The organism is Stenotrophomonas sp. FR010 (assembly GCF_047520755.2).
In the GTDB taxonomy this organism is placed as follows: domain Bacteria; phylum Pseudomonadota; class Gammaproteobacteria; order Xanthomonadales; family Xanthomonadaceae; genus Stenotrophomonas; species Stenotrophomonas sepilia.
Genome location: NZ_JAXBQT020000019.1, coordinates 38,541 through 60,956 on the forward strand (window position 1 = coordinate 38,541; position 22,416 = coordinate 60,956).

21 protein-coding genes are annotated in these 22,416 nt (G+C 67.8%); 6 read left to right on the plus strand and 15 right to left on the minus strand.

Annotated features, from left to right (window positions below):
* Window positions 1-140 precede the first annotated feature (140 nt).
* A complete protein-coding gene (locus ACM0PK_RS16250) occupies window positions 141-1,094 on the plus strand; it encodes an MBL fold metallo-hydrolase (RefSeq protein WP_134972378.1) in 954 nt (317 codons plus the stop codon).
* Window positions 1,095-1,178: 84 nt separating this feature from the next.
* Entirely contained in the window at window positions 1,179-2,831 is a 1,653-nt protein-coding gene (locus ACM0PK_RS16255; RefSeq protein ID WP_414607440.1) for a M28 family metallopeptidase, read from the plus strand.
* A gap of 74 nt (window positions 2,832-2,905) precedes the next feature.
* On the opposite strand, the gene ACM0PK_RS16260 is transcribed toward ACM0PK_RS16255, so the two are convergent.
* Window positions 2,906-3,241, minus strand: coding sequence for a hypothetical protein (locus ACM0PK_RS16260; RefSeq protein WP_258392216.1), 336 nt, complete (start codon window positions 3,239-3,241; stop codon window positions 2,906-2,908).
* A gap of 31 nt (window positions 3,242-3,272) precedes the next feature.
* On the minus strand, window positions 3,273-4,607 hold the full coding sequence (locus ACM0PK_RS16265) for an MFS transporter (protein WP_005420583.1): 1,335 nt from the start codon (window positions 4,605-4,607) through the stop codon (window positions 3,273-3,275).
* 223 nt (window positions 4,608-4,830) lie between these two features.
* Here ACM0PK_RS16265 and yedA point away from each other — a divergent pair, with 223 nt between their 5' ends.
* Together yedA and rarD are read left to right on the plus strand one after the other, a co-directional pair.
* Window positions 4,831-5,736 carry a drug/metabolite exporter YedA gene (gene yedA, locus ACM0PK_RS16270; protein ID WP_414607424.1) on the plus strand — a complete coding sequence of 302 codons (906 nt, stop codon included), beginning with the start codon at window positions 4,831-4,833 and terminating at the stop codon, window positions 5,734-5,736.
* On the plus strand, window positions 5,733-6,632 hold the full coding sequence (gene rarD, locus ACM0PK_RS16275) for an EamA family transporter RarD (protein ID WP_111201143.1): 900 nt from the start codon (window positions 5,733-5,735) through the stop codon (window positions 6,630-6,632). The genes yedA and rarD overlap by 4 nt, the downstream gene beginning before the upstream one ends.
* 252 nt (window positions 6,633-6,884) lie before the next feature.
* Here rarD and ACM0PK_RS16280 read toward each other — a convergent pair whose 3' ends face one another.
* The 4 genes from ACM0PK_RS16280 to ACM0PK_RS16295 form a co-directional block, all read right to left on the minus strand.
* Window positions 6,885-8,201, minus strand: a complete 1,317-nt coding sequence (locus tag ACM0PK_RS16280) for an ABC transporter permease (protein ID WP_111201144.1) — start codon at window positions 8,199-8,201, stop codon at window positions 6,885-6,887.
* Between the two features lie 12 nt (window positions 8,202-8,213).
* Window positions 8,214-9,371: an ABC transporter permease gene (locus tag ACM0PK_RS16285; protein WP_111201145.1), complete on the minus strand. Its 1,158-nt coding sequence runs from the start codon at window positions 9,369-9,371 to the stop codon at window positions 8,214-8,216.
* 14 nt (window positions 9,372-9,385) lie between these two features.
* A complete protein-coding gene (locus tag ACM0PK_RS16290; protein WP_252745527.1) occupies window positions 9,386-10,075 on the minus strand; it encodes an ABC transporter ATP-binding protein in 690 nt (229 codons plus the stop codon).
* A gap of 102 nt (window positions 10,076-10,177) precedes the next feature.
* The gene (locus ACM0PK_RS16295) at window positions 10,178-11,425 is read right to left on the minus strand and encodes an efflux RND transporter periplasmic adaptor subunit (protein ID WP_180885693.1); all 1,248 of its coding nucleotides are present in this window, start codon (window positions 11,423-11,425) and stop codon (window positions 10,178-10,180) included.
* Between the two features lie 327 nt (window positions 11,426-11,752).
* Here ACM0PK_RS16295 and ACM0PK_RS16300 point away from each other — a divergent pair, with 327 nt between their 5' ends.
* Together ACM0PK_RS16300 and ACM0PK_RS16305 are read left to right on the plus strand one after the other, a co-directional pair.
* Window positions 11,753-12,976: a sensor histidine kinase gene (locus tag ACM0PK_RS16300; protein WP_180885695.1), complete on the plus strand. Its 1,224-nt coding sequence runs from the start codon at window positions 11,753-11,755 to the stop codon at window positions 12,974-12,976.
* Window positions 12,973-13,575: a response regulator transcription factor gene (locus ACM0PK_RS16305; protein WP_134971642.1), complete on the plus strand. Its 603-nt coding sequence runs from the start codon at window positions 12,973-12,975 to the stop codon at window positions 13,573-13,575. Before ACM0PK_RS16300 ends, ACM0PK_RS16305 begins: the two co-directional genes overlap by 4 nt.
* A 628-nt stretch (window positions 13,576-14,203) precedes the next feature.
* Here the strand turns inward: ACM0PK_RS16305 and ACM0PK_RS16310 are convergent.
* The 9 genes from ACM0PK_RS16310 to ACM0PK_RS16350 form a co-directional block, all read right to left on the minus strand.
* The gene (locus ACM0PK_RS16310) at window positions 14,204-14,740 is read right to left on the minus strand and encodes a cytochrome b (RefSeq protein ID WP_111201148.1); all 537 of its coding nucleotides are present in this window, start codon (window positions 14,738-14,740) and stop codon (window positions 14,204-14,206) included.
* Window positions 14,737-15,840, minus strand: coding sequence for a catalase family peroxidase (locus tag ACM0PK_RS16315; protein WP_414607423.1), 1,104 nt, complete (start codon window positions 15,838-15,840; stop codon window positions 14,737-14,739). The genes ACM0PK_RS16310 and ACM0PK_RS16315 overlap by 4 nt, the downstream gene beginning before the upstream one ends.
* A gap of 135 nt (window positions 15,841-15,975) precedes the next feature.
* A complete protein-coding gene (locus ACM0PK_RS16320) occupies window positions 15,976-17,343 on the minus strand; it encodes a leucyl aminopeptidase family protein (protein ID WP_134971638.1) in 1,368 nt (455 codons plus the stop codon).
* Window positions 17,344-17,346: 3 nt separating this feature from the next.
* Window positions 17,347-18,066: an HAD family hydrolase gene (locus ACM0PK_RS16325; protein WP_414607422.1), complete on the minus strand. Its 720-nt coding sequence runs from the start codon at window positions 18,064-18,066 to the stop codon at window positions 17,347-17,349.
* Between the two features lie 31 nt (window positions 18,067-18,097).
* Entirely contained in the window at window positions 18,098-19,207 is a 1,110-nt protein-coding gene (locus tag ACM0PK_RS16330; RefSeq protein ID WP_072168716.1) for an AI-2E family transporter, read from the minus strand.
* 67 nt (window positions 19,208-19,274) lie between these two features.
* Window positions 19,275-19,736, minus strand: coding sequence for a protein sip-5 (locus ACM0PK_RS16335; protein WP_069138037.1), 462 nt, complete (start codon window positions 19,734-19,736; stop codon window positions 19,275-19,277).
* Window positions 19,733-20,203 (minus strand): phage holin family protein, encoded by a 471-nt coding sequence (locus ACM0PK_RS16340; protein ID WP_004153834.1) that lies wholly within the window; start codon window positions 20,201-20,203, stop codon window positions 19,733-19,735. Before ACM0PK_RS16340 ends, ACM0PK_RS16335 begins: the two co-directional genes overlap by 4 nt.
* An 8-nt stretch (window positions 20,204-20,211) precedes the next feature.
* Window positions 20,212-20,577 (minus strand): hypothetical protein, encoded by a 366-nt coding sequence (locus ACM0PK_RS16345; RefSeq protein ID WP_004153835.1) that lies wholly within the window; start codon window positions 20,575-20,577, stop codon window positions 20,212-20,214.
* A gap of 101 nt (window positions 20,578-20,678) precedes the next feature.
* The gene (locus tag ACM0PK_RS16350) at window positions 20,679-22,112 is read right to left on the minus strand and encodes a Do family serine endopeptidase (RefSeq protein ID WP_072168715.1); all 1,434 of its coding nucleotides are present in this window, start codon (window positions 22,110-22,112) and stop codon (window positions 20,679-20,681) included.
* Window positions 22,113-22,416: the final 304 nt, after the last annotated feature.

Below are 22,416 nucleotides of genomic sequence, written 5' to 3' on the forward strand. Positions count from 1 at the left end.
CTGGCCGGCAACCTCGGGATGGCCGGGAGAATGCATGTGCCGGCCAGCGGCCGGCACTACCCGACCAAAGCCGCATCGAACCCGGGCCGCATGCGCGCCTACCATGGGCGTCTGTTTCCGAGACTGCCAGGTGCGTGCCGATGACCGCCGACCCCAGCATCCACACCATCGATACCGGTTTCCAGCGCCCGGACTTCGACGCGGCCTACCTGATCGTTGAAAACGGCCGCGCGGCCTTCGTCGACTGCGGCACCGGCCTGTCTGTGCCGGCGATGCTGCAGGCGCTGGCGGACGCTGGCCTGGGCGTGGACGCGGTGGACTGGCTGCTGCTCACGCACGTGCACCTGGACCACGCCGGTGGTGCAGGCCTGCTGATGCAACAGTTGCCGAATGCGAAGGCGGTGCTGCATCCGCGCGGTGCGCCGCACATGATCGACCCAACCCGGCTGATTGCGGGTGCGACGGCGGTGTACGGCGCCGAGGAGATCGCGCGCAGCTACGGCCACATCGAGCCGATTCCCGAACACCGCGTGGTGGTGGCCGAAGACGGCCACCGCATCGATCTCGCTGGCCGCGAGCTGGTGCTGCTGCACACGCCGGGCCACGCACTGCACCATTATTGCGTGTGGGATGCTCGCAGCCGCAGCTGGTTCACTGGCGATACGTTCGGCATCTCCTACCGCGAGCTGGACAGCGCGCAGGGCGCTTTCATCTTCCCGACTTCCTCGCCGGTGCAGTTCGACCCGGAGGCGATGAAGGCCTCGATCCGACGCATGCTGGGCTACGGCCCGCAGGCGATGTACCTGACCCACTATGGGCGCGTGGAGCAGGTGCAGAAACTGGCCAACGACCTGTTCGAGCAGATCGATGCGATGGCCGCGATCGGCCGCCAGTGCGATGGCCGCCCGGACCGCCACCGCTGCCTGCTGGCGGCACTGCAGGCGCTGTACCTGGAACGGGCGCAGCAGCATGGTTGTGCGCTGGACGATGCGGCGGTGATTGCCGTGCTGGCGATGGACATCGAACTCAACGCGCAGGGCCTGGCCTGCTGGCTGGACCGCATCAGCAGGCAGAGCCACGCCCTGCGTGGATGACGTGGGCCCAGGCTGCGCCGTGATGTCACGACCACGTTACACTCTGGTGACTTCCAAGCTAGCCGTGGTACTGCCGTGAATCCGATGCGCGTGTTGCTGCTGTCGTCCTGCATGTTCGTCGGGGGCCTGGCCCATGCGGCCAACGACCTGCCGGGTGGCGGCATCGATCCGCAGGCACTGTCGCGGCATGTGCGCGTGCTGGCGTCGGATGAGTTCGAGGGCCGCGCACCGGCCACCGAGGGCGAAGAGCGCACGGTGCAGTACCTGATCGAGCAGTTCCGCAGCTATGGCCTGCAGCCGGGCGGCGTAGACGGCAGCTGGGTGCAGCCGGTGCCGCTGGTGCGCGCGCAGCTGGAGGGTGAGGCCAAGGCCAGCCTGTCGCTGAAGCAGGGCAAGCGTGCGCTGGCCAATGGCGTGGACGTGACCCTGCAGAGCCTGCAGCCGCGCAAGCGCGTGCAGATCAAGGATGCACCGCTGGTGTTCGTCGGCTACGGCATCGACGCACCGGAACGCCACTGGAACGACTACAAGGACGTGGACCTGCACGGCAAGATCGCCGTGGTGCTGATCAACGACGCCGACTTCGAGGCCGATGCACCGGGCGCGTTCGACGGCAAGGCGGTGACCTACTACGGCCGCTGGATGTACAAGTTCGAGGAAGCCGCACGCCGGGGTGCCGAAGGCGTGCTGATCGTGCACGAGACCGCGCCGGCCGCGTATGGCTGGGCCACGGTGAAGAGCTCGGGCACTTCGCCGCTGTTCGACATCGAGCGCGGCCACGCCGAAGCGATGGCGCAGCACACCCCGCTGCGCGGCTGGATGCAGCGCGAGCTGGCCGAGGCGATCTTCGCCGACGCCGGCCTCGACTTCGATGCGGAGAAGCGCAAGGCGATGCGTGCCGACTTCCGCCCGGTGGCACTGGACAACGCGAAACTGAGCGTGGATTTCGCGCTGAAGCGCGAGCAGGTGGTGACCCGCAACGTGGTCGCCAAGCTGCCCGGTGGTGAACATGCTGACGAGGCCGTGATCTTCTCCGCGCACTGGGATGCGTTCGGCATCGGTCAGCCCGACGCCAAGGGGGACCGCATCCGCCGCGGTGCGATCGACAACGCCACCGGCGTGGCCACGGTGCTGGAGCTGGGTCGGGTGTTCGCTGCCGGCCCGCAGCCACAGCGCACGCTGTACTTCGTGGCGCTGACCGCTGAAGAGAAGGGCCTGCTGGGGGCCAGCTACTATGCTGCGCACCCGCTGGCGCCGCTGGACAAGACCGCTGCGGTGCTGAACATCGAGATGTTCAGCCCGGATGGCCCGACCCGCGACATTGCCTCGTGGGGCAAGGGCCGGGTGTCGTTGGAAGGCGATCTGGAGCGCGTGGCCAAGGCCCGTGGCCGCAGCTACAGTCCGGACCCGAACCTGGAAGCCGGCTTCTTCTACCGTGCCGATCACTTTGCCTTCGCCCGCCTGGGCGTGCCGGCGATCACCATCGGCCCGGGCCTGGACAAGCTGGACGGTGGCGTTGAAGGCGGCCGCGCGCTGCGCGAAAAGTACTTCGCCGACTGCTACCACCAGGCCTGTGATGCCTGGACGCCGAGCTGGGACCCGAGCGGCCACGCTGCCGACACGCTGCTGGTCTACGACCTGGGTGCCGAGCTGGCCAACAGCCGCCGCTGGCCGACGTGGGAAAAGGAATCGGAGTTCCGCGGCGCGCGCGACAAGAGCGAAGCGGCCCGCCGCTGAGGTAGTGCCGGCCGCTGGCCGGCAACTCCCTGCTCTTTCCGGAGGTTCATGAGGTTGCCGGCCAGCGGCCGGCACTACCCGCGCCGTCGCAGCAGCTTCCACGCGCCCCAGCCGCCGGCGGCAAGCGCGGCCAGATAGCACGCCGCCATCGTGCGCAGGCCGACCAGCGGCCCCGCGTTGACGCCGCGATGCAGCCGCAGGTGCAGCGAGCTGTGGCCGCTGCCCAGGTCCATCGCCAGCTGCAGCGCCAGCGCGGCGCAGAACACCAGCAGGGCGATCCCGAAACCCGTGCGCGGCCACGTGGCCTGCGCGTTGGGGCGGCGCAGCACCCAGGCCAATGCCGTGGCTGCGGCCAGCGTCACCGCGATCCACATCAGCGCGGTGGCGGGAGACGTAGCGGCCACCGGCATTGCGCCAGTGGCCGCGATCAGGGCAACGCGCTTACTTGCGGGTGCCGTCGAGCCAGTTCGGGCCCTTGTTGGTAAGGAAGAACACATAGACCACCAACGATACCGCGATCGTGGCGGTCACGTAGATGGCGAACCAATCGACGTGGCCGGTCTTCAGCGCGCCCTGGTACAGCAGCGGGGCGGTGCCGCCGAACAGCGAGTTGGCCAGCGCATAGCCCAGGCCCACGCCCAGTGCACGCACGTGGGTGGGGAACAGCTCGGCCTTCACCACCGCGTTGATCGAGGTGTAGCCGGTGAGGATGACGAACGCCAGCGCCAGGGTCAGGAAGGCCAGGGTGGCGTCATGCTGGTGCGGCAGCTGGGTGATCAGGTACCAGCTGTACAGCACGCCGCCGACGCCGAAGAACACCAGCAGGGTCTTGCGGCCGATGATGTCCGACAGCCAGCCGCCGACCGGTTGCAGCACCATCAGGAAGGCCAGCACGCCCAGGTTGATCAGGGTGCCGGTCATCGGGTCGTTGCCGGCGAAGGCGCTCTGGATCATCTTCGGGCCGTTCACCGAGTAGGTGTAGAAGGCCACGGTGCCGCCAGCGGTGATCAGGAAGCACAGCAGCAGCGGCCGCCACTGGTGCACGAACAACTCGTACATCGAACCGGACTTCTTTGCCTTGCCCTCGCGCGCGGCCTCGATCGACGACTCCGACAGCGATTCGTCCATGCCCCGGCGCAGCCAGAACACCACCACCGCAGCGATGCCACCGATACCGAAGGCGATGCGCCAGCCCCACTCGGAGATCTCCGGCTTGCCCCAGAAGGTCAGCATCAGCAGCAGGGTCAGCTGGGCCAGCACGTGGCCGCCGACCAGGGTGACGTAGTGGAACGAGGACAGGAAGCCGCGACGTCCCGGAATGGCGGCCTCGGACATGTAAGTGGCGCTGGCACCATACTCGCCGCCAGTGGCGAAGCCCTGCAGCAGGCGTGCGAACAACAGGATCACGGCGGCCCAGATGCCGATGCTGGCGGCGGTGGGGGTGATGGCGATGAGGAACGAGCACAGCGCCATCAACGTGACCGAGACGGTCAGCGCCAGGCGGCGGCCGTGGCGGTCGGCGAAGCGGCCGAAGAACCAGGCGCCGATCGGGCGCATCAGGAAGGTCGCCGCGAAGATCGCCCACACGTACAGGGTGGAGTTCTTGTCGTCCGGCGAGAAGAACTGCGATTCGAAGTACACGGCAAACACCGAGTACACGTAGACGTCATACCACTCCACCAGGTTGCCGGCGGAGCCTTTGAGGGTGTTGGAGATCGACCGCCGCAAAGCGGCACGGTCGTTCGCGGGGACAACAGGTTGGGACGTGGTGCTCATCTGGGTGGAAATCCTCGATGCGGCGCGTCCGTGCGCAGGGAAAACGGCGTCCGGCCTTGGGGCGGCGCGGCCGGGCAGCCCTCTTGGTACTGCATCGGCCGTCAACACGGGGTAGCAGACCAGAGCAGGGTGCATGGATGGATGACAGCGTGCCACCGTATGGGGTCCCGGACCATACTCAAAACGTCCTAGAATCCGCCTTCCCCCGGCTCCCTGGTGTGTCATGTCGGCTCCCCCCTCTTCGTCTGCGGCTGCCCCCCGGGGTGGCCTTGTCGCGCTGGCACTGCTGCTGGTCTACGTGGTCTGGGGCTCGACCTATCTGGGCATCTCCAAGGCCCTGCACGGCGGCGCACTGCCGCTGACGATGGTCTCCGGCAGCCGCTTCATCATTGCCGGCGGCCTGATGTTCCTGGCCTTGCGCCTGTTCTGGAAGCTGCCGAACCCGACGCTGCGGCAGTGGCGCAACCTGGTCATCATGGGCGTGACCATGCTGGTGCTGGGCAACGGCATGGTGGTGCTGGCCGAGCGCGAGGTGTCCTCGGGCCTGGCCGCCACGGCGGTGGCCTCGGTGCCGCTGTGGATGGCGCTGTTCTCGGCGCTGCGCGGGCAACATGCCAGCCGTGGTGAGTGGCTGGGCATCGCCATCGGCTTCCTCGGCGTGGTCTGGCTCAACGCCGGCAGCAGCCTGACCGGCTCGCCGACCGGGCTGGTGCTGCTGCTGATCGCGCCGATCGGCTGGGCGTTCGGTTCTGTGTGGGCACGCGGCCTGGACCTGCCGGGTCCGTTCATGACCGCGGCCGGGCAGATGATCTGCGGCGGCGTGCTGCTGGTGCTGATCGGCCTGGCGGTGGGCGAGCGCCCGACCACGCTGCCCGATACCGGTGGCCTGCTGGCGATGGCCTATCTGTGCGTGTTCGGCTCCATCGTCGCGTTCACTGCCTACGTGTGGCTGCTGCAGAACGTGCGCCCGGCGCTCGCGGGCAGCTACGCGTATGTCAATCCGGTGATCGCGGTGCTGCTGGGCGCGCTGCTCAACGGTGAGCGCTTCGGTTGGCGCGACCTGCTGGCGATGGCGGTGATTCTTCTGGGTGTGGTGGTGCTGACAATGGCAAGGACGAGAAAGAAGTGAGCATGGACGAGAAAGAACAACGCCGGGGCCTGCTGGTCACTGCATCCACCTTCGTGATCTGGGGCCTGGTGCCGGTCTATTGGCACCTGCTCAACGAGGTGCCCTCGTTCCAGATCATCGCCCACCGCATCATCTGGAGCACGGTGCTGGTGCTGGGTTGGCTGTTGATCAGTGCGCGCCTGGGCTGGTGGCGGAAGATCGCCGCGCAGCCGCGCGCGCTGCCGATCCTGCTGGTGTCGAGCCTGACCATCGCGTTCAACTGGGGCCTGTACATCTGGGCGGTCAACGCCGGTCATGTCATCGAGACCAGCCTGGGCTACTTCATCAACCCGCTGGTGAACGTGCTGCTGGGCGTGCTGGTGCTGAAGGAACGGCTGCGCCGGCTGCAGTGGGTAGCGGTGGCAATGGCGGCGGTGGGCGTGGCCTGGCTGACCATCGATGCAGGTACGCCACCGTGGATCGCGCTGGGCCTGGCCTGTTCGTTCGGCTTGTATGGCCTGCTGCGCAAGCTGGTCTCGGTCGACCCGGTGGCCGGCCTCGGCGTGGAGAGCATGTACCTGTTCCTGCCGGCGCTGGCGTTTGCGATCTGGGCCGAGAACGGCCACGGCGGTGCGTTCTTCCATGGTTGGGGCTGGCGCAACGACCTGCTGCTGATCTTCGGCGGCGCGGTCACCGCAGTACCGCTGATCGGCTTCGCCTACGGCGTGAAGCGCATTCCGCTGTCGCTGGTCGGCATCCTGCAGTACATCGCGCCGAGCCTGCAGCTGCTGCTGGGTGTGTTCTTCTTCCATGAAGCCTTCGATACCGGCAAGGCGATCGGCTTTGCCGCGATCTGGGCCGGCCTGATCCTGTTCGTCGGTGACAACCTGCGCGCGATGCGCGCGGCGAAGCGCTGACCGGCGCGGGGCCCAAAAAGAACGGCGCCCCGAAGGGCGCCGTTCTGCTTCCATCCACGGCCAGGAGAGAGATGGCCGTGACGGGAACGCGGTTGCAGATGATGGGCGCGCGATTCTAGAGGGTTTCCATTGGCAACGGTCCGGCAGCGTGCCGGCAAGATGAATCGCGTCCAACAATCCACAGACGCATGACAGAAAAAAGGACGGAGCCTTCGCTCCGTCCTTGCGGGTGTGCCGCTGCGAAGCAGGGGCTCAGGTTTCGCGCAGCGCCGTGGTGATCGGCAAACGTGCCGCGCGCAGCGCCGGGAACAGGCCGCCGACCAGGCCGATGCCCAGTGCCCATTTCAGGCCGGTCCACAGCAGTTCCGGTGATACGTGGAACTTGAACACCACCGCGCTGAAGTTGCTGCCGATGGTGGACACGCTGTAGCCATTGAACAGCAGCCATGCAACCGCACAGCCGAGCAGGCCACCGAGCAGCGCCAACAGCATCGTTTCCAGCATCACCGCCGTCACCACCGGCAGGCCGCGGAAGCCGATCGCACGCATGGTGGCGATTTCGCGGGCGCGCGTGGCCACGGCCGCATACATGGTGTTGAGCGCGCCGAACACCGCACCGACCGCCATGATCGTGCCGATCACCTTGCCCAGGATGTCGATCAGCTTGGTCAGCCCGCCGCCCTGCTTGCTGTAGTAGACGCGGGTGGTTTCCACGTCCAGCTTCAGGCGTGGGTCGGCAGCGACGGCCGCCTTGAACTGATCGAAGCCGGCCTTGCCATCGGTACGCACGCTGATCGACTGCCAGGCACTGCGCTGGTAGGTGGTGGCCAGCGTATCGGCGTCGGTCCACAGTTCCGAATCATGCGCATCGCCAGTGGCGAACACGCCGACCACGGTCCAGATCTGGTTGCCCAGGGTCAGCGTCCTGCCGACCTCCATGTCACGGAACTGGCCCTTGGCGCCCTGGCCGACCACGATCTCGCGCAGCCCGGTGGCGAACCTGCGGCCCTCGACGATCCTGACCTTGTCATGCACCGCCCACGCCTGCGGGCCGACGCCGCGGAACTGGGCGTTGACGTCGGTGCCATCGGACTTGGACACCAGGTTGACCACCTGCGACAGCTCCGGTGACAACAACGGCCGGCCCTGCGCATCGCGGCTGATGCCGGGCAGGGTGGACAGCATGGGTACCTGTTCGCGGGTGATCACCGAGTTGGTCTCGGCCTGCGAGCCACCGCGCAGCACGATGGCAGTGGTGTCATCGCCGGTATTGTTGAGCGTGGCCTGGAAACCTTCGCCCATCGCCAGCATCGCCACCAGCACGCCGACCACGCCGGCAATGCCGACCACGATCACCGAGGACGCGCCCCAGCGTTGCGGCAGGCTGGCCACGCCGATGCGGGTGGCGGCCAACGCCAGCCGTCCACCGCGGGTCAGCAGCAGCCACAGCGTTACCAGCACGGCCACGGCCAGCACGCCAAACCACGGCAGCCCGATCCACAACACCAGGCCGATCGCAAGCAGCAGCACGGTTACGCCGTTGCCCAGCCACTTCTTGAGCTTGTTCATCTGCAATCCTCCTCAGCGGCCGGCCAGTGCATCGACGATCTTCAGGCGCTTGGCACGCAGCGCGGGCAGCAGCCCGACGATGATGCCGATCACTACGATCAGGCCCAACCCCATCAGCCAGGTCGGCGTTGGTACGTGTGGCGGCAGCATGCCCATGCTCTTCGGGCCGATCGCCGGCAGGATCAGGGCGGCCAGGCCCATGCCGATCAGGCCACCGAGGCCGATCAGCAGCACCGATTCCACCATCACCAGGGTCAGCACGGTGCTGTCCTTGAAGCCCAGCGTTTTCAGCGTGGCCAGCTCCGGCACGCGCTCGCGCACGGCCTGCGCCATGGTGTTGCCGGTCAACAGCAGCAGGGTGAAGAACACCGCGCCCATGATCGAGGTGACGATCATGCCGATATCCGCGAACTGCTTGACGAAGGCCTGCTGGAACGCCGATTCGGTCTGGGTCTTGGTCTCGTGGTCGGAGTTCGCCGAGATCGCATCGATCGCCTGTGCGACCCGCGAAGAGTGGTCCGGGTTGTCCAGCGTCACCGTGTACCAGCTCACCTGGTTCTTGATGTAGTCGTTGGATTCGTCGAAGTACTTCCAGTTCATCATCAACTGGCGTTCTTCGTTGGCGGCCAGCGCGCGGTCCTTGGAGCGGTAGATGCCCTTGAGCACCAGTGGCCAGTCATTGCTGCCGCCACGCGGGAAGATCGTCGCCTGCAGCGGGATGGTATCGCCGATCTTCCAGCCGAATTGCTTGGCCAGGGTTTCGCCGACGATGGCGCCAGTGCGGGTCTGCTTCCAGTCCTCCAGTTGTGCCGGATCGATCTGCAGCTCGCGGTAGACATCGAAGTAGTTGGGTGACACCGAGAAGTTCGGGAAGAAGTTCTTCGGGTCCTGGTAGATGCCACCAAACCACATGCCATAAGCCACGTCACGGACGCCGGTCACCTGGCGCACCTGTGCTTCCAGCCGGATCGGCAGCGACTGGGTGATCGACAGCCGCGAGGCCACGATCAGCCGGTTGGCACCTTCCACGCTGCCACCCGACGAGAACGCCACCCGCACCGAATCGAGCATGCCGAACAGCAGGAACGCGGCCACCACCGACAGCAGGGTCAGCAGGGTGCGGGTACGGCTGCGGAACAGCTGTGCCCACACCAACGAGAAGTATTTCATCGCTGTGGCCTCCGTCAGTGGGCCAGCGGCGCGTCGGCCAGCTCGCCCTTGTCCAGGTGCACCGTGTGCGTGGCGTACTCGGCGGCCTTCGGGTCATGGGTGACCATGATGATGGTCTTGCCGTGCTCGCGGTTGAGCTGCTGCAGCAGGCCGAGGATCTCCTCGGCCGATTGGCGGTCGAGGTCGCCGGTCGGTTCGTCGCAGATCAGGAAGGTCGGGTCGGAGACGATCGCGCGGGCGATCGCCACGCGCTGCTGCTGGCCGCCGGACAGTTCATTCGGGCGGTGGCTGCGGCGGTCGGCCAGGCCGACCAGGGTGAGCGCGATCTCGGCATTGCGGCGGCGCTGCGCCGCGCTGAGGTGGGTCAGCAGCAGCGGCAGTTCCACGTTCTTCTGCGCGGTCAGCATCGGCATCAGGTTGTAGAACTGGAACACGAAGCCGACATGGTGGCTGCGCCAGGTCGACAGCTGGCCGCCACTCATCTGGTCGATGCGCTCGCCCTCGATGCTGATCTCGCCGCCAGTGGGGCTGTCCAGGCCGCCGATCAGGTTGAGCAGGGTGGTCTTGCCCGAACCGGACGGGCCCATCAGCGCAACGAAGTCGCCGCTGGCGATGTCCAGGTCGATGCCGTGCAGCACCTGCACTTTCTCGGGGCCACGCTGGTAGGTCTTGGTGATGTTGCGCAGTGAAACCAGGGTCGACATGGGTGGTTCTCCACGGGAAGCGGGAAACGGGGAAGCGCACCTGCGGTGGCCGCAGGCGTGCGTCGAGCGATGCTGCCGGCCGCGCCCACGGGCGCCAGGCCGTTACTGCGCTTGTTTCTGTTGCACCTTGGCGCCATCGCGCAGGGTATCGGGTGGGTTCACCACCACCGGCTCACCTGCGCTCACGCCCTTGAGGATCTGGCGGTCCTTGCCCATCGCCTGGCCGGCCTCGACCGTGCGCTGCTGCACGCGGTTCCCGTCACCCAGCACGAAGGCCACCGAGGCACCGTCGCGCTGGACCACGGCGCCGCCCGGCACCCGCACGCCCTGCGGCTTGGCCGCGGCCTGCGGCTGCGCCTGTTCCAGGAAGCTGACCCGCACGCCCATCTCCGGCACGATGCGCGGGTCTTTCACCTTCAGCGCCACGCGCACCTTCACCGTGGCCTTGCCGCGGTCGGCGGTGGGGATGATGGCGATCACCTCGCCGGGAATCTTCCATTCCGGGTAGGCGTTGAGCGTGGCTTCCACCGGCATCTTCGGCTGCACGCGGCCGATGAAGGCCTCGCCGACCTCGACTTCGATCTCCAGCGAGTCCATGTCCACGATGGTGCCGATGCCGGTACGGGTGAACCCACCACCCGCCGACAGCGGCGAAACGATCTCACCGGGCTGCGCCGCCTTGGCGGTGACCACGCCGGAGAACGGCGCGCGCACGATGTTGTTGTCCACGCCCAGATCGGCGATGGCCAGCTGGTCGTTGGCAACCTTGACGTTGCGCTGCGCGGTATCCAGCTGCGCACGCAGGCTGTCGCGCTGGGCCACGGCCTGGTCGTACTGCGAGCGCGAGACCAGCTGCTGGCCAACCAGCGCCTGCAGGCGGCTGGCTTCGGCGGCGGCCTGCCTCTGCTGCGCCTCCAGCCCGGCGACCTGGCTGCGTGCGGCCTGCAGCTGCGAGGCGTACAGGCTGCGCTGCGCGTCGGCATCGATCGGGTCGAGCGTGGCCATCACCTGGCCAGCCTCGACCCGCATGCCTTCTTCGATCATCACCTCGCGCACCTTGCCGGTGATCTTGGCCGATACCGTGGCCATGCGCCGGGCGACCACGTAGCCACTGGCGTCGAGCACCGAGCTGCTGGCGCTGCCCTGCTGGATGGCCACGGCGGGAGCGGTTTCCACCTCTACGGCCGGTGCGCGACCGAACAGGTAGGCCACGGCCGCGGCGATCAGCAGCACGACCACGATGATCGCGATCCACAACCCGCGGCGGCCACCGCCATTGCCTCCGGCGGCCGGCGGCGGCGACTTGCGGTCGATACGGAGTTCCTTCAACAGCTCGGCAGAAGCGTTCATTCGTTCCATCACATGCGTTCGGGCGGGTGTGGCCGGAAGCGCGGACGACGGCGGTTCCGGCGGTGGAGCGTGCGGCACAGCATGAAGGCAGGCACAGCGAAGACGGCAGTGACAGCTGTCATCCGATGACACTGACGGCGGCACCTGCGAAATGTGACCACGGCGGCACAGGATGGCAACGTTCCCGCTACCGGTACTGCCCATGGATCCGATCGCCCCATTGCCGGCCCGCCGCAGCGGCGCCGCCAAGCGTACCGTGATCTGCGCTCGGTTGCGCCGGTGCCGCCCAGCCGACGGTGGCGCCTGCGCGCAGGCGGCTGAACTGGCATGATCGGCGGCGATCGTCCCCGCCTGGAACCGCCTGTGCCGTCCATCTGGCTTGCCTCGCTGCTGCGCCCCGCGCCCGACTCGGCGGTGGCCGAGACGCTGCGCCGGGGAAAGTCCCCCTGGGGCGAGGCAATCCACCTGCTGTGGTCAGTGTGGATCTTCCTGACGCCCTTGCTTGGCCATGGCTTCACCCTGCGCTGGCTGCTGCTGACGCTGGCCAGCTATCCGGTGTTCCTGCTGCTGTACGCCAAGGTGATGGTGGCGCCGCGCCATCACGCCCCGCGCTATGCCCTGGGCCTGATCGCGATGTCGCTGGTGCTGCTGCCTTGGTACCCGTCTGGGCTGACCTACTTCGTGTTCGGCTGCGTACTGCTGCGGGTGAGCGGTCGCGGCGGCTGGTGGCAGTATCTGCTGCAGCTCACTGGTCTGAACCTCCTGTTCTGCAGCCTCGCCCTGCTGTTCCAGTACCCGTGGCAGAGCCTGGTCTGGATCCCCGCCGTGTCCTATATCGTCGGCCTGGTCGTGAACGTGGAGGCACTCAACCAGCAGAAGGATGCGGCACTGCAGCTTTCGCAGGACGAGGTGCGGCGGCTCGCAGCCACCGCCGAGCGCGAACGCATCGGCCGCGACCTGCACGACCTGCTCGGCCACACCCTGTCGTTGATCACGTTGAAGCTGGAACTAGCGCGCAAGCTGCACGACCGCGGTGATGCACGCGCGCGACAGGAGATCGGCGAGGCCGAGGCCATCGCCCGCGAGGCGCTGGCGCAGGTCCGAAGTGCGGTCACCGGTATCCGCGCCAGCGACCTGGCCGGCGAGCTGGCATCGGCGCGGCTGCTGCTGGAGTGCCAGCAGGTCCACCTTCAGTACGTACCGCCACCGGCGATGCCGGTGGATGTCGAACGCGGGCTGGCGCTGGTGCTGCGCGAGGCCGCGACCAATATCGTGCGCCATGCACAGGCGACGCAGGCACGGGTGGAGTTCATGCTGGAGGGACGCATGCTGGCGATGCAGATCCGCGACGATGGTCGTGGCGGCGTGCAGGCCGAGGGCAATGGGTTGTGCGGCATGCGCGAACGCGTGGCCGCCCTGGGTGGAAGCCTGCAGGTGCAGTCCGCAAAGGGCGAGGGCACGGTGCTGACCGTGCGCGTGCCACTGGCCGCTGCGACCACACCGCTGCCGCCAGGCGTGCCGCCGTCGCTGGTGCAGGACGGTGCCGCATGATCCGCATCCTGCTGGCCGAAGACCAGGCGATGGTACGCGGCGCACTGTCGGCGCTGCTGTGCCTGGAAGCGGATATCGAAGTGCTGGGCAGCGCCGCCGACGGCGAAACCGCGTGGCGCATGCTGCAGCAGCTGCAGCCGGACATCCTGGTGACCGACATCGAGATGCCGGGCCTGTCCGGGTTGGAGCTTGCACAGCGCATCGCGCGTCACGAGCTGCCGATCAAGGTGGTGATCGTGACCACCTTCGCCCGCGCAGGTTTCCTGCGCCGCGCGCTGGAAGCCGGCGTGCTGGGCTACCTGCTGAAGGACGCACCGGCCGAGAACCTGGCCGAGGCACTGCGCAAGGTCAAGCAGGGCATCCGTGCGATCGACCCGCAGCTGGCACTGGATGCGTGGTCGCAGGCCGACCCGCTGACCGACCGCGAGCGCCGCGTGCTGCGGCTGGCGGGCGAGGGCCGTACCGCCAGCGAGATCGCCGAGCAGTTGGGGCTGTCGCACGGCACGGTGCGCAACTATCTGTCCGAGTGCATCGGCAAGCTGGGCGTGGCCAATCGCATTGAGGCGTACCGGCTGGCGCGGCAGAAAGGGTGGTTGTAGGGGCGGCCTGCCTTTCCTGGTGATGTCGTTTCCGCGACCGCGGGTGGGTGTCACTTTCTTTGCTCGTGCACCACGCTGCAGGAGCAGCGTGGAACGGCGTAGCCGGCCCGTAGGGTGGCGCACATGGATGTGGGCCATCAAGAAAGTAACCAAAGAAGCGCTCCGCCGGCCGCGAGCCGGCGTGCTTCGCACGCCGGTGCCCTGCGCTCCTCGGTCCGTCGAGGGACGGCGCGGGAACTCGCTGCGCTCAGACACCCGCACCTCTTCGCCCTCGCCGGACCTGCGGTGCTCGGCTCGCTCAAGGCGGACTGGAAGGTCAAGATCAACGGCAACAGCATCCACGCATGGCGTGGATCTACTGGGTGCAGCTGTCGCTCTTGATGTTGGGTCCGCCTTGAGCGAGCCGAGCATCGCAGGGGAATCAGGGGCGAAGAGGCGCCGGTGTTTGAGCGTAGCGAGTTCGGCGCCGTCCCCTGATTCACCGAGAAGCACAGGGCACCGGTGCGCAGCACCGGCTCGCGCTCTGGCGGCGCGTTTCTTTTGGTTACTTTTCTTTTCGCGTGAAAAGAAAAGCGACACCCCCCCGCGGTCGCGGAAACAATCCGCCGGGAACGCCCGGCGAATCCTTTCAATCCTTCCCGCGCGCCATCGCCTGGAACACCCCGTCCCGCCGCACCCACAGGTGGAACAACGCCGCACCCACATGCATCAGCACCGTGGCGAACAACACATAGGCCAACAGGCTGTGCGCATTGCGCAGCGCGGCATACAGCGCCGGGGTATGCGGCACGATCGGCGGCAGGTGCAGCCCTCCCCACAGCACGATCGGGTATCCGCCGGCCGACAGCATCGCCCAGCCGATCAACGGCATCGCCAGCATCAGCGCGTACAGCATCCAGTGCGAGGCCTTGGCCGCTACCCCCTGCCAGACCGGCAGGTCGGCAGGCAGCGCCGGTGGGCGATGGCGCAGCCGGTTATACAGGCGCAGCAGCGCCAGCAACAGGATCGCGATGCCCAGCGGGCGGTGCAGGTCGATCAGCGCGGGACGCAGGTGCAGCGAGGCGACCATGGTCACGCCGATGAACAGCATGGCGACGATCATCAGTGCCATGGACCAGTGCAGCACCCGCGCCAGCAGGTTGAAGTGGCCGTTGCCGGTACTCATCGTGCGGCCTCCTTCGGTTGTTCGACGTTGCCGCTGGCACGCTCGCGTTCACGGCGGTTGAAGGACTGCGAGTACACCGCCGAGCGGGCCGCCAGGATCGGATCATTACTGCCGCGCACCCCACCGGGCAGGATCAGCGGATCGAAGTTGATCTGGCCGCAGGCGCCTTCTTCCTGCGACTGCATGCGGTCCAGGCTGAGTACGCCCGCCACTACCTGGTCACGCGACTCGGGCCACGGCACCGACGGATCATCGATGGCATCGCCGGGCTCGGCGGTGGTCACGACCAGGTTCCAGCGCACCGGGCCGTTGGCCAGGCGCTGCTGCAGTTCCTGGCTGAGGAAATCGACGCTGGCCTGCTTGCGCGCTTCCGCATCCATCTCCACTACCGGCGCCAGCGGCTGCCAGCGCCAGCGCACCGCACGCTTCTGGCCCTGCGCATTGGTGAACCAGAAACTGTTGACGCTGTTGAAAGTGGTGTCGGCCCAGCTGCTGGTCCATGGCGCTGTCTTCGCCCACTGCTGGAACGCCTGCGCACTGGGGTATTTCGCCAGCACTGCCGCCATCTTCTGCGGGTCCGGCTTGCCGGTGGCCGGGTCGGGAATCGAGGCGCGCGTCTGCTCGTAGAACGCCTCGGCCGTGGGTACCGCGAAGAACGGGAAGCTGTTCATCGCCATGCGCCATTCCTGGCCATCATCGCTGACCATCTGCACCGCCAGGCTGCGCACGCGTGCGGTGTTGTCGGCGCCGTAGGGGTCGCCGCCACCGATTGACAGGCGACCCATCACCGGCACACGTGTCTGCGAGAACACCCGGGCACTGGACAGGGTAGGGGCCTGCGCGCTGGGTTCGAACCAGCCGCTTACGCAGATGCCCTTGCTGTGTGCACGGCGGAAGCCCGGATGGGCCGGGCCGGTGGCCTCGATGGTGTCGGTGAAGCGCTGCGCGGTGAGGCGGTCGCCCATCCAGCCGGCCAGCCAGGCGAAGGCCAGCGCCACGGTACCCAGGATGAGCGCGATCAGCGCGATCCAGAGCAGGGGGGAATGCTTGCGCGGTGCGCCCGGCGTCTGGCCGGCACGGGTGTAGCCGAAGAGCGACATGGTCGGAGTCCTGCCTTCACGGAGCGTGTGGGTGGTCGACCCACACATCCTCGCAGAACCCGGCCGAGGCCGAAATTCAATTTTTCGTCAGATTTGCCGGGGACGGCGTGCCGACCAAGGTCGGCACCCACCGGATCAGCTGTAACGCGCCTTCAGCATCGCCCAGGCCGAGCGCAGCGCCAGCGCTTCGCCACCGGCCGGACGGCCCGGGCGTTCGCCGTCGTTCCAGGCGTACACGTCCAGGTGCGCCCAGCGCTGGCCGTCTTCGAGGAAGCGCTCCAAGTACAGCGCGGCGGTCACCGAGCCGGCCATGCGCGAACCGGCATTGGCCAGGTCGGCAATGCCGCTGCTCAGATAGCGCAGGTAGGGGCGCCACAGCGGCATGCGCCAGACCGGGTCACGGGTTGCGTCGCCGGCCTGCAGCCACTGCTGCGCCACAGTGTCGTCGTTGCTGAAGAGCGCCGGCAGATCCGGACCCAGCGCGATGCGTGCGGCACCGGTGAGCGTGGCGAAATCCAGCACCAGGTCCGGCTTCTGCTCACCGGCGAAGGTCAGCGCGTCGCACAGGATCACGCGGCCTTCGGCATCGGTGTTGTCGATCTCCACGCTCAGGCCCTTGCGGGTGGCGATCACTTCGCCCGGGCGGAACGCATCCGGACCGATCGCATTTTCCACCGCCGGCACCAGCAGCGTCAGGCGCACCGGCAGTCCGCGCGCCATCACCAGGCCGGCCAGGGCCAGCGCATGCGCGGCGCCGCCCATGTCCTTCTTCATGTTGCGCATGCCGTCGGCCGGCTTGACGTCCAGGCCGCCGGTATCGAAGCACACGCCCTTGCCGACCAGCACCAGTGCCGGGTCGGTTTCCTTGCCCCAGCGCAGCACCACCAGGCGCGGCGCGCGGTGCGAAGCGCGGCCCACGGCGTGGATGGCCGGGAAGTTCTGCTTCAGCAGTTCATCGCCGGTGATCGCCTCGACCTGCGCACCATGTGCATCGGCCAGTGCACGCGCGGCGTCTTCCAGCTGCTGCGGCCCCATGTCTTCGGTCGGGGTGTTGACCCAGTCGCGCACGCGCAGGCTGGCGGCGATCAGGTCTGCCACTTCGCCGGACGGTGCGGCCACCAGCTGCGCCGGGGCGCGGTTACGCTTGCGGTAACGGTCGAAGCGGTAGCTGCCCAAACCCCAGCCCAGCTGCAGCAGCGCCTGTTCGGCGGCAGGCAGTACATTGGCCAGCTGCCAGACACTGCCTTCCGGCAGCGCGTGCGGCGCATGCGCATAGCTGTAGGCATCGGCGCGATCACCGACACCGATCACCGCGCCGGCCAGGCCCTCACTGCCGGGCAACAAAGCCACGCTGTGCGCACCGGCAGTGAAACCCTGCGAGGCCAGCCAGGCCTGGGTCGCGGCCGGTTGGCCTTGCTTCCAGGCGGCGAACTGCTCGCGGTCCAGCACGTACAACGGCAGCGCCGCGGCGCTGTCGGCGGTGAAACCAGTGATCTCGCTCATGCGTCAGGTACTCCGGGATGCGGCGGCGTCGAGGTTGGCGTCCAACCAGTCGGCCAGGCCGGTGAGGGTGTCGAACTGCAGGTCCGGCTGCAGTTTCGGATGGGTCCAGGTGGCTGCTTCGCGGTTGATCCAGCACCCGCGCAGGCCGGCGGCGATCGCCCCGGCCACGTCCATTTCGGCGTGGTCGCCGACATGTAGCACCTGTGCCGGCGCCACACCCAGTCGGGTGCAGGCGGCGTGGAAGATGCTTGCCTCCGGCTTGGCCGCGCCGTGTTCGCGCGCGCCCAGCTGGAAGGCGAAATGATGCGCCAGGCCGATCCGCTCCAGATCGGCGTTGCCGTTGCTCAGCGCTGCCACCGGAACCCGCGCGGCAATCCTCGCCAGCGCATCGATCGCATCGGGATAGCACTCGACCTGGTTGCGCGCGGCGTAGAACACTTCGTACGCCGGCTCCAGCAGATCGAGGCTGGCGCCGCTGGAGTGCAGCGCTTCGTGCAGGGTCAGCCGACGCAGCGCGCTCAGGTCGTGGTGGAGGTGCGGATGGGCGTGGTACAGGCGCTCGCGCAGTTCGCGCATCGCCGCCACCGGATACATCGCGGCGGTGGCGGGGCTGTGTTCACGCATCCACTCGTGCAGGACCAGATCGATGCGGGCGCCGATCGGAGCGAACGGCCACAGCGTGTCGTCAAGGTCGAGAGTGATGGCTTGGACGGGGAAATTCACCCCTCCATTCTACGCCTGCCCGCGCGGGCTTTCATTCCAGCAGCCGTGCCCAGCCCTGCATGCCTTCCAGCCGTGCCAGCACCAGCTTGATGCAGACCAGCAGCGGCACCGCCAGCAGCAGGCCGATCATGCCCCAGGCCCAGCCGAACACCATCAGCGCCAGGATCAGCACCAGCGGCGACAGCTTCATGCGCCGGCCCAGCACGATCGGGGTCACCATCTGCCCTTCCAGAGTGTGCAGGGCCAGGTACGCGGCCGCCGGCAGCAGCGCCTGCAGCGGGTCGCGGAATTCCACGAAGCCCATCAGCAGCATCAGTGCCACGCCGATCAGCGGACCGACGTACGGGGCAAAGTTCAGCAGCGCGGCCACCGTGCCCCACAGCAGCGCCTCCTGCAGGCCGATGCCGAGCAGCATCAGCACGCCGGCGAACACCAGCCCGACCAGGGTGTTGATCACGCTGATGGTCAGCACATAGCGCGAGACTTCGCGCTCGATCGACCGCAGGATGTCGGCGGTGAAGCGCTGCTGCTGGCGGTTCGGGAACAGCGCGATCGCCGCGCGCTGCAGGCTCTGCCCGTAGATCATGAAGAACAGGGTCAGCAGCACCACGGCCAGCACCGAGGCGGCAAGCCGTGGCGCGCGGGTCAGCATGCGGTACGGGTCGTCGAGCTGGGTGCGGATCACCTGCACCTTATGGTTGCTGTCGCCGCCGGCGACGCGGGCGAAGTTCTCCGCCGCCTGGTTGGCCTGCTGCACCGGCTTGGTCAGGTCCTGCACCTGGCGGGCGACCTTGCGTAGCTGCTGCGGGGCTTCCTGCGCCCATTCCATCGCCGGGCCGATCAATTGCACCGCCAGCGAACCGGTCACGCCCAGGCCGGCGCCGAGAATCAGCAGCGCGCCCAGCGCGCGCGGAATCCACAGTTTCTGCAGCAGGCGCAGGATCGGGTTGCCGACCAGTGCGAAGAACATCGCCAGCAGCACCGGCAGGATGATGTCCTGCGCCGCCCACAGCGTGTAGCCCACCGCCAGGGTCGCCAGCACCACCAGCGACATCGGCCCGCGTGGGCGAGACGGAGGCGGCAGCGGTGCCTCCGGGTCCTGTGGATCGGCTGGTGACGGGGACAGGGAGGACTCGCTCATCGACGCATCAGCCGGAAAGGGGAGCGCATTATCCGCCGGCCGCCATCGGCGCGGCGGATTCCATGGATCAACGTTCGGACAGTTCGGTGGCCGCCTCGGCCGGGCGCGGTTCGCGCAGGTCCGGTTCCGCCTCCGGCACAGCTCGCGCCGCCGCTGCGGGCCGCGCTTCAGCGGCGGAGGCCGCTGCGTGTGCCTGTTCGCTGGCATCGCCGGCTTCTTCGGCCGCATCGTCGGCGGTGGCCGCCGCCTGCGCCGCCATCGCCGTGGCGAACGCTGCCTGCGCACTGGCGAACAGGTTCGAGACCGAACCCACCATCTGCAGCCAGCGCGCACCGTTGACCTTGCCCGGCATTTCCAGCTTGCCGGCAATGAAGCCACCGGCCAGGCCCACTACCACGATGCGTAGTGGCGACCAGCCCTGGCGCCAGACCTGGCTGAGCGTCGACCAGTGGTCCTGGGTCTCGACCAGGCGCACGGTCACCACCTGTTCGCAGCGCTTCACCCGCCGCTGCAGCGCACCGAACTTCATGGCTTGCCCTCTGGCAGCTGCACATCGGCATCGGGGTCGTCTTCGCTGGGCTCATCGAACAGGCCCAGGCGGGACAGCTGGCGCCGGGTGGCGTGCATGCCGGTGTGGTGGAAGAAGTAGGACACCCGCCAGATCGCATAACCGGTGACGGCCAGGCTCAGCAGCGAGGTGATCAGCAGGGCCTGCAGCCAGCTCAGGCCCCAGCTCTGCAGCAGGGCGATGAGGGTGGCGGCCATCAGCAGCCAGGCCGACGCACCAAATACGATCGCTACCCCGGCCCAGGCCAGTGCACGGCCGAATGCGCTGCGAGCCAGCGCAAAGTCGGCCGAGGCCAGCCGGCGCAGCGAACGCAGCGAGTGCTTGGCCGAATCGGCAGCGGCACGACCGGCCGCGCCGACCTGGCGGATGCTCTCATCCAGCGGCGGGGTGGCCGCCGGATCAGGGGCTTGCGCGTTGTCTTCGCTCACGCCGCGGCTTACTTGTCGCTGCTGCCGCGGGCCAGCTTGGCGATGATCCAGCCGGCAGCGAAGGCCACGCCGAACGAGGCCAGCGGACGTTCGCGGATCAGCTCGGCGGCGCTGTCGATCAGGTCCTTGCCCTTGTCCATCAGTGCATCGACCTGCTCCTTGGCGGCGGCACCACCAAACTCGGCAGCGGCCAGGCCGGACAGCGCGCTGTCGGACAGTTCAGCCTTGACGTTGGCCTTGCCGATCCGCAGTTCGTCGGTGGCGGCACCGGTGGCGCCCTTGATCGCACCGCCGGCGGCCGTGGCGGCCTGCTTCAGGTGGGAACCGGCTTCACCCAGGTGTTCCTTCAGGTTCTCGGTATTGGTGGGGCTCATCGAATCACTCCTGTTGCGATGGGGGAACGGGCGTCGGCGGTGCCGACCTGGACGGACAGCAATAGCATTGCCGGGGTATAGGGGGTGTTACGGCAGGGCGATCAGCGCATCACGAGCTGGCCCTGCTGCTGGCCATTGTTGCGCAGCACGCGCACCACCAGGGTCGGCGGGCGTTGCTGGAAATTGGCGCGCCAGCTGGCCAGGTCGGCGAATTCACCCACGGTGGCGTCGGTGATGATGTCGCCCTGCTGCAGACCGTTGCTGGCCGCGCGGCTGCCGCGCTTGACCTCGCTGACCAGCACGCCGCCGACGCCAGACTGTCGCAGTGACTCGGGCAGGTCGACGAAGGTCGCACCGGTCAGGCGCGGGTCCAGGCTCTCACCGGTGACCGCGCGCGCCTGTTCCTTCAGCGTCGCCTTGATCTGCAGTGGCTTGCCTTCGCGGCGTACGTCCAGCGTCATCGCGCTGCCGACGGCGGCCAGGCCTTCCACGTTGTGCAGCGCCTCGGCGCTGTCCACGCGCTGGCCGTTGGCCGACACCACCACGTCGCCCGGCTTCAGCCCGGCTGCGGCGGCGGCCGAACCGGCCAGCACGCGGGTGATCAGCGCACCGCGGGTTTCGCCCAGGCCCAGGCCCTGCGCGATCTGCGCGGTCAGGTTCTGGCTTTCCACGCCCAGCGTGCCGCGCACCACCACGCCGTGCTTGACCAGCTGGTCGACCACGCTGCGCGCCAGGTTGGAAGGAATCGCCAGGCCCAGGCCGATGTTGCCGGCCATGCTGCCCTGCGGGTTGAAGCTGGCGGTATTGATGCCGACCAGCTGGCCCTGCAGGTCGACCAGCGCGCCACCGGAGTTGCCCGGATTGATAGACGCATCGGTCTGGATGAAGTTCTGGTAGCCCAGCCCGCGGATGCCGCTGCGGCCCACCGCCGAGACGATGCCGGACGTGACCGTCTGGCTGAAGCCGAACGGGTTGCCGATGGCCACCACGAAGTCGCCTACGCGCAGCTGGTCGCTGTTGCCGAGCTTGATGTCGGTCAGGTTCTGCGCCGGAATGCGGATCAGCGCGATGTCGGTATCTCGGTCCGAACCGAGGAACTCGGCCTTGACCGTGCGCCCGTCCGCCAGTGTCACCTGCACGTCATCGGCGTTGTCGATGACATGGTGGTTGGTCAGCACCAGCCCCTCCTTGGCGTCGATGATCACGCCCGAGCCCAGCGATTCGTTGATGCGTTCCTGCGGGATGTCCGGGAAAAGGCGGCGGAAGAACGGGTCGTTGAAGAAGGGATTGCGTACGCGAATCACCTGCTTGGTGTTGACGCTGACCACCGCCGGCATCGCCTTCTCCAGCATCGGTGCCAGCGACGGTACCGCCTGTCCGGCCACCGAGGCCGGCAACGCTGCAGTGGTCGGCAGGACCGCCGGCAGCGGCGCGGCGTCGGCACGGTTGTCCAGGTGGGCATTGATGCCGGTGGCAACGAAGCCACCGAAGGCGGCGGCGATTGCGAGCGTGAGCAGGGTAGGAAGCGGTCGCATGGGAGTCGGTTCGCTGGCGTGGGTGGGGGCGGTACGGCCCTACGGTAGAACAAGCTGAATGAGTGTGTCGCGATCTGGATAAATGCGCCATGAAAACGGGTGCCTCGAAGGGGGGAGCGCGGGGGCCAGAACGCGCTTGTGGCGACACCCGGGCAGGTGATGGGTGCGCCATTCAAGGCCAACGCGCGCCGCACTGGCACAGGCGGATACGTGCGCAGTTCCGCGCAGGCGGGTGCCGCAATGCGCCACGACGGATGCCGGACGCTGCCTCCGTGCACGTGCGCGCGGCGACGGCCAGACAATG